Annotated in this window: 13 protein-coding genes and 1 pseudogene; 3 read left to right on the top strand and 11 right to left on the bottom strand. The window is 71.2% G+C overall.

Features of this window, described 5'->3' with window-relative positions; genetic code table 11:
• Positions 1-129 precede the first annotated feature (129 nt).
• The 4 genes from R2S09_RS03555 to R2S09_RS03570 form a co-directional block, all read right to left on the bottom strand.
• Positions 130-768 (bottom strand): GNAT family N-acetyltransferase, encoded by a 639-nt coding sequence (locus tag R2S09_RS03555; protein ID WP_316739707.1) that lies wholly within the window; start codon positions 766-768, stop codon positions 130-132.
• Between the two features lie 177 nt (positions 769-945).
• Entirely contained in the window at positions 946-1782 is an 837-nt protein-coding gene (locus tag R2S09_RS03560) for a MetQ/NlpA family ABC transporter substrate-binding protein (RefSeq protein ID WP_316739708.1), read from the bottom strand.
• A gap of 82 nt (positions 1783-1864) precedes the next feature.
• A complete protein-coding gene (locus R2S09_RS03565; protein ID WP_306188595.1) occupies positions 1865-2602 on the bottom strand; it encodes a methionine ABC transporter permease in 738 nt (245 codons plus the stop codon).
• Positions 2599-3639, bottom strand: a complete 1041-nt coding sequence (locus R2S09_RS03570; RefSeq protein ID WP_306188597.1) for a methionine ABC transporter ATP-binding protein — start codon at positions 3637-3639, stop codon at positions 2599-2601. Before R2S09_RS03570 ends, R2S09_RS03565 begins: the two co-directional genes overlap by 4 nt.
• Before the next feature lie 697 nt (positions 3640-4336).
• Between R2S09_RS03570 and R2S09_RS03575 the strand changes: the two genes are divergently transcribed.
• Both R2S09_RS03575 and R2S09_RS03580 read left to right on the top strand, forming a co-directional pair.
• Positions 4337-4696 (top strand): hypothetical protein, encoded by a 360-nt coding sequence (locus R2S09_RS03575; protein ID WP_306190189.1) that lies wholly within the window; start codon positions 4337-4339, stop codon positions 4694-4696.
• Positions 4677-5126, top strand: a complete 450-nt coding sequence (locus tag R2S09_RS03580) for a hypothetical protein (protein WP_306190190.1) — start codon at positions 4677-4679, stop codon at positions 5124-5126. Before R2S09_RS03575 ends, R2S09_RS03580 begins: the two co-directional genes overlap by 20 nt.
• Here the strand turns inward: R2S09_RS03580 and R2S09_RS03585 are convergent.
• The 3 genes and pseudogenes from R2S09_RS03585 to R2S09_RS03595 all read right to left on the bottom strand — a co-directional run bounded on the left by R2S09_RS03585 (position 5116) and on the right by R2S09_RS03595 (position 7421).
• Positions 5116-5613, bottom strand: coding sequence for a GNAT family N-acetyltransferase (locus R2S09_RS03585; protein ID WP_306190191.1), 498 nt, complete (start codon positions 5611-5613; stop codon positions 5116-5118). The genes R2S09_RS03580 and R2S09_RS03585 overlap by 11 nt on opposite strands.
• A gap of 45 nt (positions 5614-5658) precedes the next feature.
• Positions 5659-6165: an RNA polymerase sigma factor gene (locus R2S09_RS03590; RefSeq protein WP_306190192.1), complete on the bottom strand. Its 507-nt coding sequence runs from the start codon at positions 6163-6165 to the stop codon at positions 5659-5661.
• A gap of 76 nt (positions 6166-6241) precedes the next feature.
• Positions 6242-7421: pseudogene (locus R2S09_RS03595) on the bottom strand (glycerophosphodiester phosphodiesterase family protein).
• A 410-nt stretch (positions 7422-7831) separates the two neighbouring features.
• Here R2S09_RS03595 and R2S09_RS03600 point away from each other — a divergent pair.
• Entirely contained in the window at positions 7832-8452 is a 621-nt protein-coding gene (locus tag R2S09_RS03600) for a 1-acyl-sn-glycerol-3-phosphate acyltransferase (RefSeq protein ID WP_229903396.1), read from the top strand.
• A 143-nt stretch (positions 8453-8595) separates the two neighbouring features.
• Here R2S09_RS03600 and R2S09_RS03605 read toward each other — a convergent pair whose 3' ends face one another.
• From R2S09_RS03605 to argH, 4 genes are all read right to left on the bottom strand, one after another.
• Positions 8596-10107 (bottom strand): MFS transporter, encoded by a 1512-nt coding sequence (locus tag R2S09_RS03605; RefSeq protein ID WP_316739715.1) that lies wholly within the window; start codon positions 10105-10107, stop codon positions 8596-8598.
• Complete coding sequence (locus R2S09_RS03610) at positions 10104-10652, bottom strand: TetR/AcrR family transcriptional regulator (RefSeq protein ID WP_306190195.1); 549 nt, start codon at positions 10650-10652, stop codon at positions 10104-10106. The genes R2S09_RS03605 and R2S09_RS03610 overlap by 4 nt, the downstream gene beginning before the upstream one ends.
• Before the next feature lie 83 nt (positions 10653-10735).
• Positions 10736-11707, bottom strand: a complete 972-nt coding sequence (locus tag R2S09_RS03615; RefSeq protein ID WP_306190196.1) for an aldo/keto reductase — start codon at positions 11705-11707, stop codon at positions 10736-10738.
• Positions 11708-11781: 74 nt separating this feature from the next.
• Complete coding sequence (gene argH, locus R2S09_RS03620; RefSeq protein ID WP_030166305.1) at positions 11782-13209, bottom strand: argininosuccinate lyase; 1428 nt, start codon at positions 13207-13209, stop codon at positions 11782-11784.
• Positions 13210-13309: the final 100 nt, after the last annotated feature.

The following is a 13309-nucleotide window of genomic DNA, read 5'->3' on the forward strand; positions in this document are numbered from 1 at the left end:
CTTCTCAGGGTGTTGTTCGCGAAGGTCGTCAGGGCGACCCGCAAGGCGGCCCCGTGAGAGTACCCCGGTTCGATCGTGCGCCGGAGCGCGGGGCGGGGCGCGTCGCCGAAGGTTGTCGCCGGATCCCGGTCAGTTCCAGTCGGCGTACGACGTGAAGCCGCCGGTGTCCGCCAGCTGCTCGCCCACGCCCTCCAGGTCCTCGGGCAGCAGGCTCCAGACGATGAGGTCGGTGCGTACGTCGGTCCACTCGCCGTCCCCGTTCTTGGCGCGGGCCATCCACGCGCCGCGCAGCACTCCCTCGCTGACGCAGCCGATCTTCTGGGCGACCTGCTGGGAGGCGGTGTTGTCGGCGGCGGTGCGCAGCTCCAGGCGCTCGAACCCGCGGTCCTGGAAGACCCACTGGGCGGTGGCGAGCGCGGCCTCGGAGGCGTAGCCCTCGCCGCGGGCCCAGGGGGCGACGACATAGGCGATCTCGGTGGAGCGCACCCGCCAGTCGGTGTTGCTCAGATGGACCGTGCCGACCAGGCGCTGGGTGAGGAACTCGTCGACGGCGAAGACTATGCCGCGGCCCTCCGCCCGTTCGGCGGGGGCGCGTTCGGTGATCCAGGCGCGAGCGTCGGCCTCGGTGTAGGGGTGGGGCACGGAGGTCCAGGCGGTGACCAGCTCGTCGTTCATCATCTCGGCGAAGGCCTCGATGTCCGACTCCTCGAAGGGGCGCAGGACCAACCGCTCCGTGCTGATGGAGACGTTGGGGAAGGTGCTCGTCATGCGCCGCTCCGTAACCTTCGGTGAACCTTCAGGGACTGCTGAACTGCCCAGCATGCAGCATGGAAGCACCGGAACGCACCACGGGGTCCTCCCCCACTGCCTGAAGGGCGTGGGGGTACCCCCACCTGGTGAGGGAGTTGACCCCGTGCCGGACGCCGGGCGGTGGCGGTGTGCCGGTCAGAAGGCCGGGACGACCGCGCCGTCGTACTTGTCCTCGATGAACTTCTTCACCTCGGGCGAGGTGAGCAGCTCGGCGAGCTTCTTCACGCGCGGGTCGTTCTCGTTGCCCTTCTTCACCGCGAGGAAGTTGGCGTACGGGTTGCCCTTGGCGGACTCGGCGACGAGCGCGTCCTTGGCCGGGGAGAGCTGGGCCTCCAGGGCGTAGTTGCCGTTGATCACCGCGGCGTCGACGTCACCGAGGGAGCGCGGCAGCTGGGCCGCCTCCAGCTCCTTGAACTTGACGTCCTTGGGGTTGGACGTGACGTCCTTGGGGGTCGCCTCGTATCCGGCGCCGGCCTTCAGCTCGATGACGCCGTTGGCCTCCAGCAGCTTCAGCGCGCGGGCCTCGTTGGTGGTGTCGTTGGGGAGGGCGATCGTGGCGCCCTTCTTGAGGTCCGCGAGCTTCTTGACGCTCTTGGAGTAGAGGCCGAGCGGCTCCAGGTGCACGCTGCCGCCGGGGACCGGCACGATGTCGGTGCCGTTCTTCTTGTTGAAGTCGTCGAGGTACGGCTTGTGCTGGAAGTAGTTGGCGTCGACCTGGCCCTGCTGGACGGCCGTGTTCGGGGTCACGTAGTCGGTGAACTCCTTGACCTCCAGCTTGAGGCCGTCCTTCTGCGCCAGGTGGTCCTTGACGTAGGTGAGGATCTCGCCCTGCGGGGTGGGGGTGGCGGCGACCGTCAGGGGGGCGTCGGCGTCCTTCTTGCCGGAGTCGGAGCCCGAGCCGCAGGCGGAGAGCCCGAAGGCGAGGGCCCCGGCGGCCAGGACGGCGGTGGTGATCTTGGCGGTGTTACGCACGAAAAGTGCCTTTCCTTGGTGGTGCGGCCCCGTGTCGGGTGACGGGGAGTTCGGGGGGGAACGTCCGTGAGCCGGGGCGGCGTCAGGCGACCTTGCTCACCTCGGCCGGCGCGGGCTCCTTGGCCTTGAGCAGCCGCAGCCTGGGCACCGGGCCGGAACGGCCGCCGCGCCGGTGCAGGGAGCGGGCGCCGAGGTCGCCGGCGAACTGGATGACGGAGATGACGACGGCGAGGATCGCCACGGTGATCCACATCAGCTGGCTCTCGAAGCGCTGGTAGCCGTAGCGGATGGCGATGTCGCCGAGGCCGCCGGCGCCGACGGTGCCGGCCATCGCGGAGTAGCCGATGAGGGCGACGACCGTGGTGGTGGTGGAGGAGATGAGGGACGGCAGGGACTCCGGTACGAGCACCTTCCGTACGACGGTCCAGGTGTTGCCGCCCATCGACTGCACGGCCTCGACGAGACCGCCGTCCACTTCGCGGACGGCCGTCTCGACCAGGCGCGCGAAGAAGGGGATGGCGCCGATGGCGAGCGGCACGATGGCGGCCTCGCGGCCGATGGTCGTCCCGGTGACCCAGCGGGTGAAGCTCATCAGCGCGACCATCAGGATGATGAACGGCATCGACCGGGCGATGTTCACGATCTGCCCGATGAGCTTGTTGGCGACGACGTTCTGGGTCAGCCCGCCCTTGTCCGTCAGGACGAGCAGGATGCCGAGGGGGAGCCCGCCGGCGACGGCGATGAGCGTGGACCAGCCGACCATGTACAGCGTGTCCCAACACGCCTGGGACAGCAGCGGCTGCGTCTCGGACCAGGTCACAGCTCGGCACCTTCCTTGACCAGAACGGGCTTGCCGTCGCCCACGACGTCGATCTGCAGGCCCTGCTCGCGCAGGAAGCCGATGGGCACGACGTTGTCCTCGTAGCGGCCGGGCAGTTCGATGCGCATCCGGCCGACCTGGAGGCCGCCGACGGTGTCGATGGCGGCGCCGAGGATCGATATGTCGATGTTGTAGGTGCGCGCCAGCTGCGAGATGACGGGCTGGGTGGCGGCCTCGCCGTGGAAGGTGACGTCGACGACGGTCCGGTTCTCGCCGGTGGCGTCGCCGCCGACCGGGAAGAGCGCGGCGGCCAGCTGGGAGCCGGGGGTCGCGAGCAGCTCGCTCACCGTGCCGGACTCCACGATGCGGCCCCTCTCCATGAGCGCCGCGGAGTCGCAGATGGACTTCACGACGTCCATCTCGTGTGTGATGAGCAGGACGGTCAGGCCGAGCTGCCGGTTCAGGTCGCGCAGCAGCTGGAGGATGGAGCGGGTGGTCTCGGGGTCCAGGGCGCTGGTGGCCTCGTCGGAGAGCAGCACCTGGGGATCGCCGGCCAGGGCGCGGGCGATGCCGACGCGCTGCTTCTGGCCGCCGGAGAGCTGGGCGGGGTAGGCGCCGGCCTTGTCGGCGAGGCCGACCAGGTCGAGCAGTTCGAGCGCCCTGCGGGAACGTTCCTTCCCCGACTTTCCGAGGATCTCCAGGGGCAGCTCGACGTTGTCCCGCACGGTGCGTGAGGACAGCAGGTTGAAGTGCTGGAAGACCATGCCGATCCGGCTGCGCGCCCGGCGGAGTTCCTTGCCGGCGCGCGGCCCGCGGCCGGCGAGGGCGGTGAGGTCCTGTCCGGCGACGGTGACCGTGCCGGCGGTGGGACGCTCCAGGAGGTTGACGCAGCGGATGAGCGAGGACTTTCCGGCGCCGGACTGGCCGATGACGCCGTACACCTCGCCTTCGCGGACGTGCAGGTCGACGCCGTCGAGGGCGGTGACCTCGCGGCCGCGCGAGCGGTAGACCTTGGTGAGGCCCGATGTGGTGATCACGTTGGGTTTCCGTCACTGTCGAGTGCGCGGGCGTGGGTGTGCCCGGGCACGGGTGCATGCGGTCGGGAACGCGGCAGGGTTCTCGCCGTGGCGGTGGAACCGGGGAGAACGTGTGCGCGGGGGCGGGGCTCAGCCGCGGGTCCGGACGTACCGGGCGTGCCGGACGAAAGGGCGGACGCGATGAGCGGGCACTCGCTTCGGGGCGCGAGGCTCAGGTGGTGCAGGGGCCCTCTAGAAGGCGCACATTCGACGCTCGGGACACATACAACGAGCACCGGGCGTCATGGTCGCCCCGGTCGCAGGGATGCGGTCGCTCGTCGTGGTCATGCGGCCAGTAAACCAGACCGGCACCGCTGACCCGGCATCGCCGTCCGCATAGTGGACACCCGTGGAACACCCGCGCCCCTCGCCCCCGTCGCCGCCCATGACCAGCACGGACAAGCCCCCCGCGCCACCCGTCCCCGTGCCGCCACCCAGTCCGCCGACGACCCGCTGTGGCCGACACCACGACACCGCCCCACCCGCAGACCGTCCGAACCTCCCCGGTCCGGGCATCCCGCCGCTGCCGCCGGGACGCGAGCCCGCGGCCTCCCAGGCAGACACAGGGACCAGGCCGGGCGGGCAGGAACCCGGGTGGGCGGGGGGCTGGGGGCGGGGTGGGCGTGGAGGGGGGATTGCGTCGTAATAGGGTCACAGCATGCTTGATGCCCTGACGCTGGTGACCGGCGTCGCCGCGTTGCTGCTCGCCGCCTGGTGCGGGTGGGCGGCCTACCGTGACCAGCCGACTAAGGACTGGCACTTCATCGGGATGGCCGTGGTCTCGCTGCTGGCACTGATCCAGCTGGTGATCGGGATCGTGGCGCTGGCTCGGGGCGAGAAGGCGGACCAGGGGACGGCGATCTTCGTGGCGTATCTGCTGGGCGCCTTCGCCTGCGTCCCGGCGGCGGGCGTCATGTCGCTGGCCGAGCGCACGCGCTGGGGTTCGGTGACGGCCGCGGCCGGCGGTGTCGTCCTCGCCGTCCTCGAAGTGCGGCTCTATGACATCTGGGGAGGGTGAGATGGCCACCGTGGAAGAGCAGAAGCCGAAGCGGCTCATCAGCGGGCCGGGCATGCTGCTCGTCTGGCTCTACGGCGTGATGGTCGTCGGTGCGGTCTCCCGCTCCGTCTACCAGATCGCCACCGACTTCGACCGGGCGCCGCTGGCCTACTCGCTGTCCGCCGTGGCGGGCGTGGTCTACGGCTTCATCACGTACTCACTGGTGCGGGGCGGGGAGACGGCCCGCAAGGCGGCGCTCGTGTGCTGCGCCGCCGAGCTCGTGGGCGTGCTGACGGTCGGGACCTGGACGCTCGTCGAACCGTCCGCCTTCCCCGACGCGACGGTCTGGTCGGACTACGGCATGGGCTACATCTTCATCCCGGTGCTGCTGCCGCTGTCCGCGCTGTACTGGCTGCGCACGTCCCGCGACGTCGGCGGCGTCACGCGGTAGCCGCGTAGGTCCCCGCCGGCTTCTCCAGGACGATCACCGGTACCCCGTCGGCACCCTCGGAGGTGCCCACCGGCTGGTAGCCCACGCGCCGGTACAGGCGCAGGTTGCCCTCGCTGCGGTGGCCGGTGTGGAGGCGGAACATGGTGGCGCCGCGCTGCTCGGCGAGCGCGGCCTCGACGGCGCGCAGCAGCCGGGCCCCGATGCCGTGCCCCTGCAGGCGCGGGTGGACGCAGAGCTTGCCGATGGAGGCGGCGCCGTCCTCGGCGACCCGGCCGCGCACCGAGCCGACCACCTCCTCGCCGAGCCGTGCGACGAACACGCAGTCCCCGGCGACCTCCTGACGGACCGAGTCCAGGCTCTGGACCAGCGGGTCGATGCGGTAGTTGCCATACAGCGCCGCCTCGCTCTGGAAGCACAGGTACTGCAGCTTGAAGATCTGCTCCGCGTCCTGCTCGGCCGCCGCAGAGATGGTCACGCTCATGCCCATGTGCGCACGCCTCCCGCTCACCTGATCACCGGTCGTCCATCACTCCTATCCCCGCGGTTCGCGGGCCGCAACCTCCGGCGTCAGCAAACGACGCAGACATCCCAGACATCTGGAGCGTTCCGGTCCGAGACTGCCCTGTGAGATACCCAACTCCCCCGCGATCTCCCGGTAGGTGAGGTCCCTCGGCGACAGCAGCGCCTCCAGCAGCCGGGGGCAGCGGCCGGGCAGCCGGCGCACCGCCTCGCGCAGTGCGCGCCGGCGGGCCGCCGCCAGGACGAGGTGTTCGGGACCGCGCTCACTGTCGTCCGCGGGCTCCAGGCCGTACGGCCGTTCGATGCTGATCGTGCGTCGCGTGCGGCGCGCCTCGGAGCGGACGGCCTTGCGCAGCCAGCCCTGCGGATCGTGCGGCGGTCCGCCCGCCTCCAGACGCTCCAGTAGCCGCAGCCAGACCGCCTGCTCCAGGTCGCCCGGCTCGGTTCCGGCGGCATGTGCCTCGGCCGAGGCCTCGGCGACAAGCAGGGGACGCAGGGAGGCGAGCAGGTCGTGTGTCATATGCGGCACGACGCGGCCGCCCCGGCGAAAGTTGCCGGGACGGCCGTCGATCCACTCCGACGAGGGCGGGGCGGGCTCAGTTGTTGACGGACCGGCGGGCGAGGAAGTCCGCACGGGCGAGCAGTCCGGTGTCGGCGTTGTCGGTGAAGATGCCGTCGATGCCGGTCTCGAAGTACCTCTGGAACACGCCGAAGACGTCACCGTAGGCGTCCGGGTCGCTGCCCTTGCGGAAGGCCGGCGGCAGGAAGGGGTTCTCGTTGCGGACCGTGTAGGGGTGCAGGACCAGGCCCACGGCGTGGGCGTCCCGAACGAGGCTGCTCGGTTCGGTGAGGTTGCCGCTCGCGTCCTTGGGGATGACGAGGTCCACGGTCGGGCCGATGCCCCGGGCGTAGGAGGCCGTCTCCCGCAGGCCCTTCCTGGTGATCAGGTCGGCCACGGTGCGGGAGGCTGCCCCTTCGACGGAGTCGCAAGGGGCAGCCAAGGAGAGCAAGTACGCTGGGTGAGGTGCTTGGTCTCGGGTTGGAGTTCTCTCCCAGACGAAGCTGGGAGACTCTCGCCTGGATCGCTCCGGAGAGTTTGACAGGTCATGCCTGTCCGACGACGACCCTCCCGGCCGCCGGAGCAAGTACGTGACTCGCTCAGGTTGTTGGGGACTTGACTGTCGCCCCCGACGTGCACCGGGCGTACCAGCTACGTTACGGAGTGCTTCGACGGTGCTCCACACCGCAAGCCAAGGACGCATTTCTCCTCAGCGGGATGCGTTCGACCGCGCGCAGCGTCTTCAGCTCGGCGAAGGTGAAGTCCTCGGTGAACCAGCCGGTGGTGGGCACGCCGTCGAGCGTCTTGGTGGTCTTCCGGTCGGCGAACTCGGGATGGTCCGCGACATCCGTGGTGCCGCCGATCTCCGGCTCGTGCCGGCAGACGAGGTGACCGTCCTTGGTGGGCACCAGGTCGCCGGCCTCGACGAGGTCGGCGCCGAGGTCGAGGGCCAGCTCGTAGGAGCCGAAGGTGTGCTCGGGCCGGTAGCCGCTGGCGCCGCGGTAGCCGATGACCGTGGGCACGGGCAGGCTGCCGAGGCCGCCGCGCCGGCGACCCGGGCTCCCGCTCGCGGCGGCCCTGGCCGCGCCGGGCAGCCCGAGGACCGCTCCGCCGGCCCCGAGCACCGCGGCCCCGAGCAGCGCCCTGCGCCCGGTCCCGCTCGCCTCTCCGTCGGACTCCCGCGCCCCGGCCCGCCCGTCCGGCGTCTGCGTCCCCATGGACCGCTTCCTGCCTCTCGTGTCCTGCGTGGCGCGCCGATGGTAGGTGGGCGTGGATGACCTGTGGGAGACCTCGTACCGAACACCGGGGTGACGCGGGATGTCGCCTGGGACACGGCCCGGATGAGGCCCTGCGGCGGGACGGGACGTGCCCTGGGCAGGCCGGCACGCGAGCTCCGTCACACCGCCACACACCGGTTACCGGGAGGCAACGTGCCCGCTCCGCAGGTGAACGTACGTCAACAGTGCGTAAGACCTGGTGAGCCCGATGTGCAATCCGGACCGCGCCGCGAGTATCGTCCTCACCTGCACAGACTCATACAGCTTCCCCAGACAATCCCTTGACACCGGAGGGCCCGTTGTCCCGCTTCGCGCTCATCAAGGCAGTGCTCGGTCCGATCATGCGCCTGATGTTCCGCCCACAGGTGGAGGGCGCGGAGCGCATCCCCGGCGACGGCCCGGTCATCCTGGCCGGCAATCACCTGACGTTCATCGACTCGATGATCCTGCCGCTGGTCTGCGACCGTCAGGTCTTCTTCATCGGCAAGGACGAGTACGTCACCGGCAAGGGACTCAAGGGCCGGCTGATGGCCTGGTTCTTCACCGGCGTCGGCATGATCCCGGTCGACCGCGACGGCGGCAAGGGCGGTGTCGCGGCGCTGATGACCGGCCGCCGGATCCTGGAGGAAGGCAGGATCTTCGGCATCTACCCCGAGGGCACCCGCTCCCCCGACGGCCGCCTGTACCGGGGTCGCACCGGCATCGCGCGGCTGACGCTGATGACCGGCGCGCCCGTGGTCCCCTTCGCCATGATCGGCACGGACAAGATCCAGCCCGGCGGCGCGGGGATCCCCCGGCCGAGCCGGGTCACGGTCCGCTTCGGTGAGCCCATGGAGTTCTCGCGGTACGAGGGCATGGACCGCGACCGCTATGTGCTGCGGGCGGTGACCGACTCGGTGATGACCGAGGTGATGCGGCTGTCCGGGCAGGAGTACGTGGACATGTACGCCACCAAGGCGAAGGCGGCGTAGGCCTCCGGCGGTTGGGCGGTTGTGCGCCGTAGGCGGTTGCGCCGTAGGGGTGCGTGATGTCTTCCGGGTGCGGGTCCGTTGTGGTTGCTCGCGCCCAGGCGGCGGAGCCGCATGTCGATACAGCCCCGCGCCCCTTCAGGTACCTACAGTTTCTGTCCCTTCAGCAGGACCCACGCCGCTGCCGCCGCTCCCAGCAGGACCGCCGCGCCCGCGCCCGAGGCCAGGTGGAGGCCGTGGACGAAGGAGTCGCGGGCAGCCGAGAGCAGTTCCTGAGCGGTGTGTGCGGGCAGGTTCGCTGCCGCCTCCACCGCGCCGCCCAGTGACTCGTGAGCCCGGGACGGCGTACCCGGCGGGCCCGGGAAGCCACGGTAGGCGGCGGTGACGATGGAACCGAGCAGGGCGATGCCCAGGGCCGCGCCGAGTTCGTACGCCGTCTCGGAGACCGCCGAGGCGGCGCCCGCCTGCTCCTTGGGCACACTGGAGAGGATCACGTCGGCGGTGACCGTGAACGAGAACCCGGCGCCCACGCCGACCACCAGCAGGGCCGCACCCAGCAGCGGGTAGCCCGTCGCGGCGTCCAGCGTCGTCAGCGCGGCCAGCGCCAGGCCGACGGCGGCCAGACCGCCCGAGACCACGGCCCGTACCGAGAAGCGCCGGGCGGCCCGGCCGGCCACCAGACCGGCCGCCACCGCGCCCACGGCCGCGGGGACTTCGGCCAGGCCCGCCTCGAACGGCCGCCTGCCCTGTACCAGTTGCAGGTACTGGGAGAGGAAGAAGACCAGGCCGGACATGCCGAGGACGGTCAGCAGATCGGCGAGGACCGCACCGCTGAAGCCGCGGTTGCGAAAGAGCCGGATGTCCAGCAGCGGTGTGGGCAGGGTGAGCTGCCGGCGGACGAACCGGTGCAGCGCGGCCGCGCCCACCGCTCCCGCGCCGAGGACCGCCGGGGTTAACCCGTGCGCGGCGGCCTCCTTCACGGCGTAGACGACGCCGATCACGCCGGCCAGGGACAGCAGGACGCCGGCCAGGTCCCACGGGCCCGGGTCCGGGTTGCGGGACTCGGGCAGCAGGCGGACGCCGACGAGGACGAGGACCGCCATCACGGGCAGGTTGATCAGGAAGACCGAGCCCCACCAGAAGTGCTCGAGGAGGAATCCGCCGGCGATCGGGCCGACGGCCGTGCCTGCGGAGGCGGTCGCGCCCCAGATGCCGACCGCGAGGCTGCGCTCGCGCGGGTCGTGGAAGAGGTTGCGGATCAGGGCGAGCGTGGCGGGCATCAGCGTGGCGCCCGCGACACCGAGCAGCGCCCGGGCGAGGATCATCAGCTCCGGTGTGGTCGCGTAGGCGTTGAGCACGGAGATCGCGCCGAACGCCGTGGCGCCGCCGAGCAGGATGCGCTTGCGGCCGATGCGGTCGCCGAGGCTGCCCATGGAGACGAGCAGACCGGCGATGACGAACGAGTAGACGTCGCCCATCCACAGCAGCTGGGTGCCGGAGGGCTCGAGGTCCTCGCTGATGTAGGGGGTCGCCAGGGCGAGGACGGTCGCGTCGACGGCCACCAGCAGCACGGCGAGCACGAGGACGGTCAGCGCGAGCCACCGGCCCGGCCGCTGCTCCGTCTCCGTCGCGGCCGCCGGCCGCAGGGTGCTGGTCATGGTTCCTCTCTTCGCAGGGCACCGCCGAGCAGCAGCTCGACGATCATGTGGGTGAAGTCCTTGGGGGCGACCCGGCCGTCCTGCGCGGCCCAGGCACAGGAGGCGATCAGCCCGTAGAGCGCCTCGGTGAGCCAGACCGGGCTGAGATCGATGCGGAACTCGCCGCTTTGCTGACCGCGCACGAACACGGTGCCGATCCGCGCGTCGAGCCGGGCCCATCCGGGGTCCCCCTCGGTTTCCCAGAGCTGGTTCTCCCCGTACAGGAAGGCGAGCAGCCCGGCCGCGGGCTGGATCTCGCGCACCAGTCTGCGCACCGCGTCGCTCGCCGGCCCGTCGTCCAGCCGGGCCCTGGTCAGCGCGGCCTCGCACTCGGCGATGCCGAGCGCCTCCAGCGCCCGGACGAGTGCGTCGCGGCCCGCGAAGTGGCGGTGCAGTGTGGCCCGGCTGATCCCGGCGGCCTTGGCGACCTCGTCCATGGTCGCGGTGGACTTGCGGGTCAGCAGGGCGGCTGCACTGCGCAGTACGTGTTCACGATCGAGGGCCATGAGACGAGCATAGCCCATGTGAGACATTCACGTCTCATCATAGGCGCGAGCATCTCAGGTCTGGCGGTCGGTGACGTGGTCCGTCAGTGCCAGGGCAGCTGTCCGCGGTGCTCCCAGTAGGCGCGCGGGTCCTCCACGAGCGTGGCGAGGCGGGCCAGCTGGTCCGGGTCGAGGTCGACGACGGCCGCGTGGAGGTTGGAGGCGAGCTGGGTGACGGTCGCGGCGCCGGAGAGGACGACGCCGGCCCAGGGCTGACGCAGGATCAGGGCGAGGGCCACGGCGTCGCAGCCCAGCCCCGTCTCGGCGGCGACGGCCTTCAGCGCGTCCGGGGCATGGGGCTCGGCGAGCCTGCCGTTGGCCATGCCCTCCTTGACGATCACCGTCAGTCCGGCGTCGTGCGCCTCGGCGAGGGCGGGGCCCACCGAGGTCTCCAGGGCGTTGTACGTCGACTGCACGGTACGGAAGAGGGGCTCGCCGTCGACGGTCACCTGAAGCGCGGCGCGGACCGTGTCGGCCTGGGCGGGGCCGCTGGTGGAGAAGCCGATGGTCAGGCCGGAGGCGGCGGCCTCGGCGAGCCTGGCGTGGAGTTCCTTGTCGGTCAGGGCCGGGCTGTCCGGGGTCAGCGAGTGGATCTGGTAGAGGTCGAGCCGGTCGCCGAGCAGTCCGGCGGTCTCGGCGCGCTGCCGCTCGTAGGCCGCGAGGCTGTGGTCCTTGACCTCGTGCCGCTCGGCGTCGGTGGTCCAGTCGGCGGTGTAGGTGTAGCCCCACTTGCTGCCGATCACGACGTCGTCGATCTCGGGGTGGGCGCGCAGCCAGTCGGCGAGGAACTCCTCGGAGCGGCCGTAGGAGCGGGCGGCGTCGAAGTAGCGGACGCCCTGCGCGTAGGCCGCCTGAAGCAGTTCGTGGGTGCGCTCGCGCAGGGCGTCGACGGTGCGGCCGGCCGGGAGGTCACCGTCGCGGCCGAGGTTGATGTATCCGGGGCGCCCGACGGCGGCGAGGCCCAGGCCCAGGTGACAGGTGGGAGTCGTGGCTGCGGCCAGGCGGGCGAAGGGCATCGCGGGCTCCGTTCGGTCGGCTCCTTACGGCTCAGACCAACGTAACCCGCGATGTCCCGGTGGCGACCGAGGCGCTACTTCTTGGCGTTCGCCCACTGGTGCTGCGCGGCGACGTCCGCCTTCACCTCGGCGAGCTGGACGGCGACCGCGCTCGGGGCGGTGCCGCCGCGTCCGCTGCGCGAGGCGAGGGCGCCGGGGACGTTCAGGACGGTGCGCACCTCGGGGGTCAGACGGTCGGAGATCTTCGCGAACTGCTCGTCGGTCAGCTCGTCCAGCTCCTTGCCCTCGGCCTCGGCGGCCTTCACGCACTCGCCGGCGACCTCGTGCGCCACCCGGAACGGCACGCCCTGCTTGACCAGCCACTCGGCGATGTCGGTGGCGAGCGAGAAGCCGGCCGGGGCCAGTTCCTCCATGCGCTCGCGGTGCACGGTGAGCGTCGCCATCATCCCGGTGAAGGCCGGAAGCAGGATCTCCAGCTGGTCGATGGAGTCGAAGACCGGCTCCTTGTCCTCCTGGAGGTCGCGGTTGTACGCCAGCGGGAGGGCCTTCAGCGTCGCCATGAGACCCGTCAGGTTGCCGATCAGGCGGCCCGACTTGCCGCGCGCCAGCTCGGCGATGTCCGGGTTCTTCTTCTGCGGCATGATCGACGAGCCGGTGGAGAACGCGTCGTGCAGGGTCACGAAGGAGAACTCCTTCGTGTTCCAGATGATGACCTCCTCGGCGATCCGGGAGAGGTTCACGCCGATCATGGCGGTGATGAAGGCGAACTCGGCGACGAAGTCACGGGAGGCCGTGCCGTCGATGGAGTTCGCGGCGCTGCCGTGCTCGAAGCCGAGGTCCCGGGCCACCGCCTCCGGGTCCAGGCCCAGAGAGGAGCCCGCCAGGGCCCCCGAGCCGTACGGCGACACGGCCGTGCGCTCGTCCCACTGGCGCAGCCGCTCGGCGTCCCGGGACAGGGACTGCACATGGGCGAGGACATGGTGGGCGAAGAGCACCGGCTGGGCGTGCTGGAGGTGGGTGCGGCCGGGCATCGCCACGTCCGGGTGGGCCTCGGCGAGGCCGACCAGCGCGTCCTGGAGGTCGGCGATCAGGCCGCCGACGATCCGGGCGTGGTCGCGCAGGTACATGCGGAACAGGGTCGCGACCTGGTCGTTGCGCGAGCGGCCGGCGCGCAGCTTGCCGCCGAGGTCCGGGCCGAGGCGCTCCAGCAGGCCCCGCTCCAGCGCGGTGTGGACGTCCTCGTCGGCGATGGTGCCGGTGAAGGAGCCGTCGGCGACGTCCGCCTCCAGCTGGTCGAGCCCGGCGATCATGCGCCGCAGCTCGTCCTCGGTGAGGAGACCCGCCTTGTGCAGCACGCGTGCGTGGGCGCGTGAGCCGGCGATGTCGTAGGGCGCGAGCCGCCAGTCGAAGTGGACGGACGCGGACAGCTTCGCCAGGGCCTCGGCCGGACCGTCGGCGAAACGGCCGCCCCAGAGCCGTACGTCACCGCTGTTGCTGCTCACTTGGTCTCCTTCGATCGGGCAAGCTGCGCGCCGTGCGTTGCGAGAACCAAGCGCGCACGACGCGCTGGGCGGGAACCGGGCCGGCGCAACCTCGTGCTTT

This window comes from Streptomyces sp. MK7, assembly GCF_032658145.1.
GTDB lineage: Bacteria > Actinomycetota > Actinomycetes > Streptomycetales > Streptomycetaceae > Streptomyces > Streptomyces spiralis.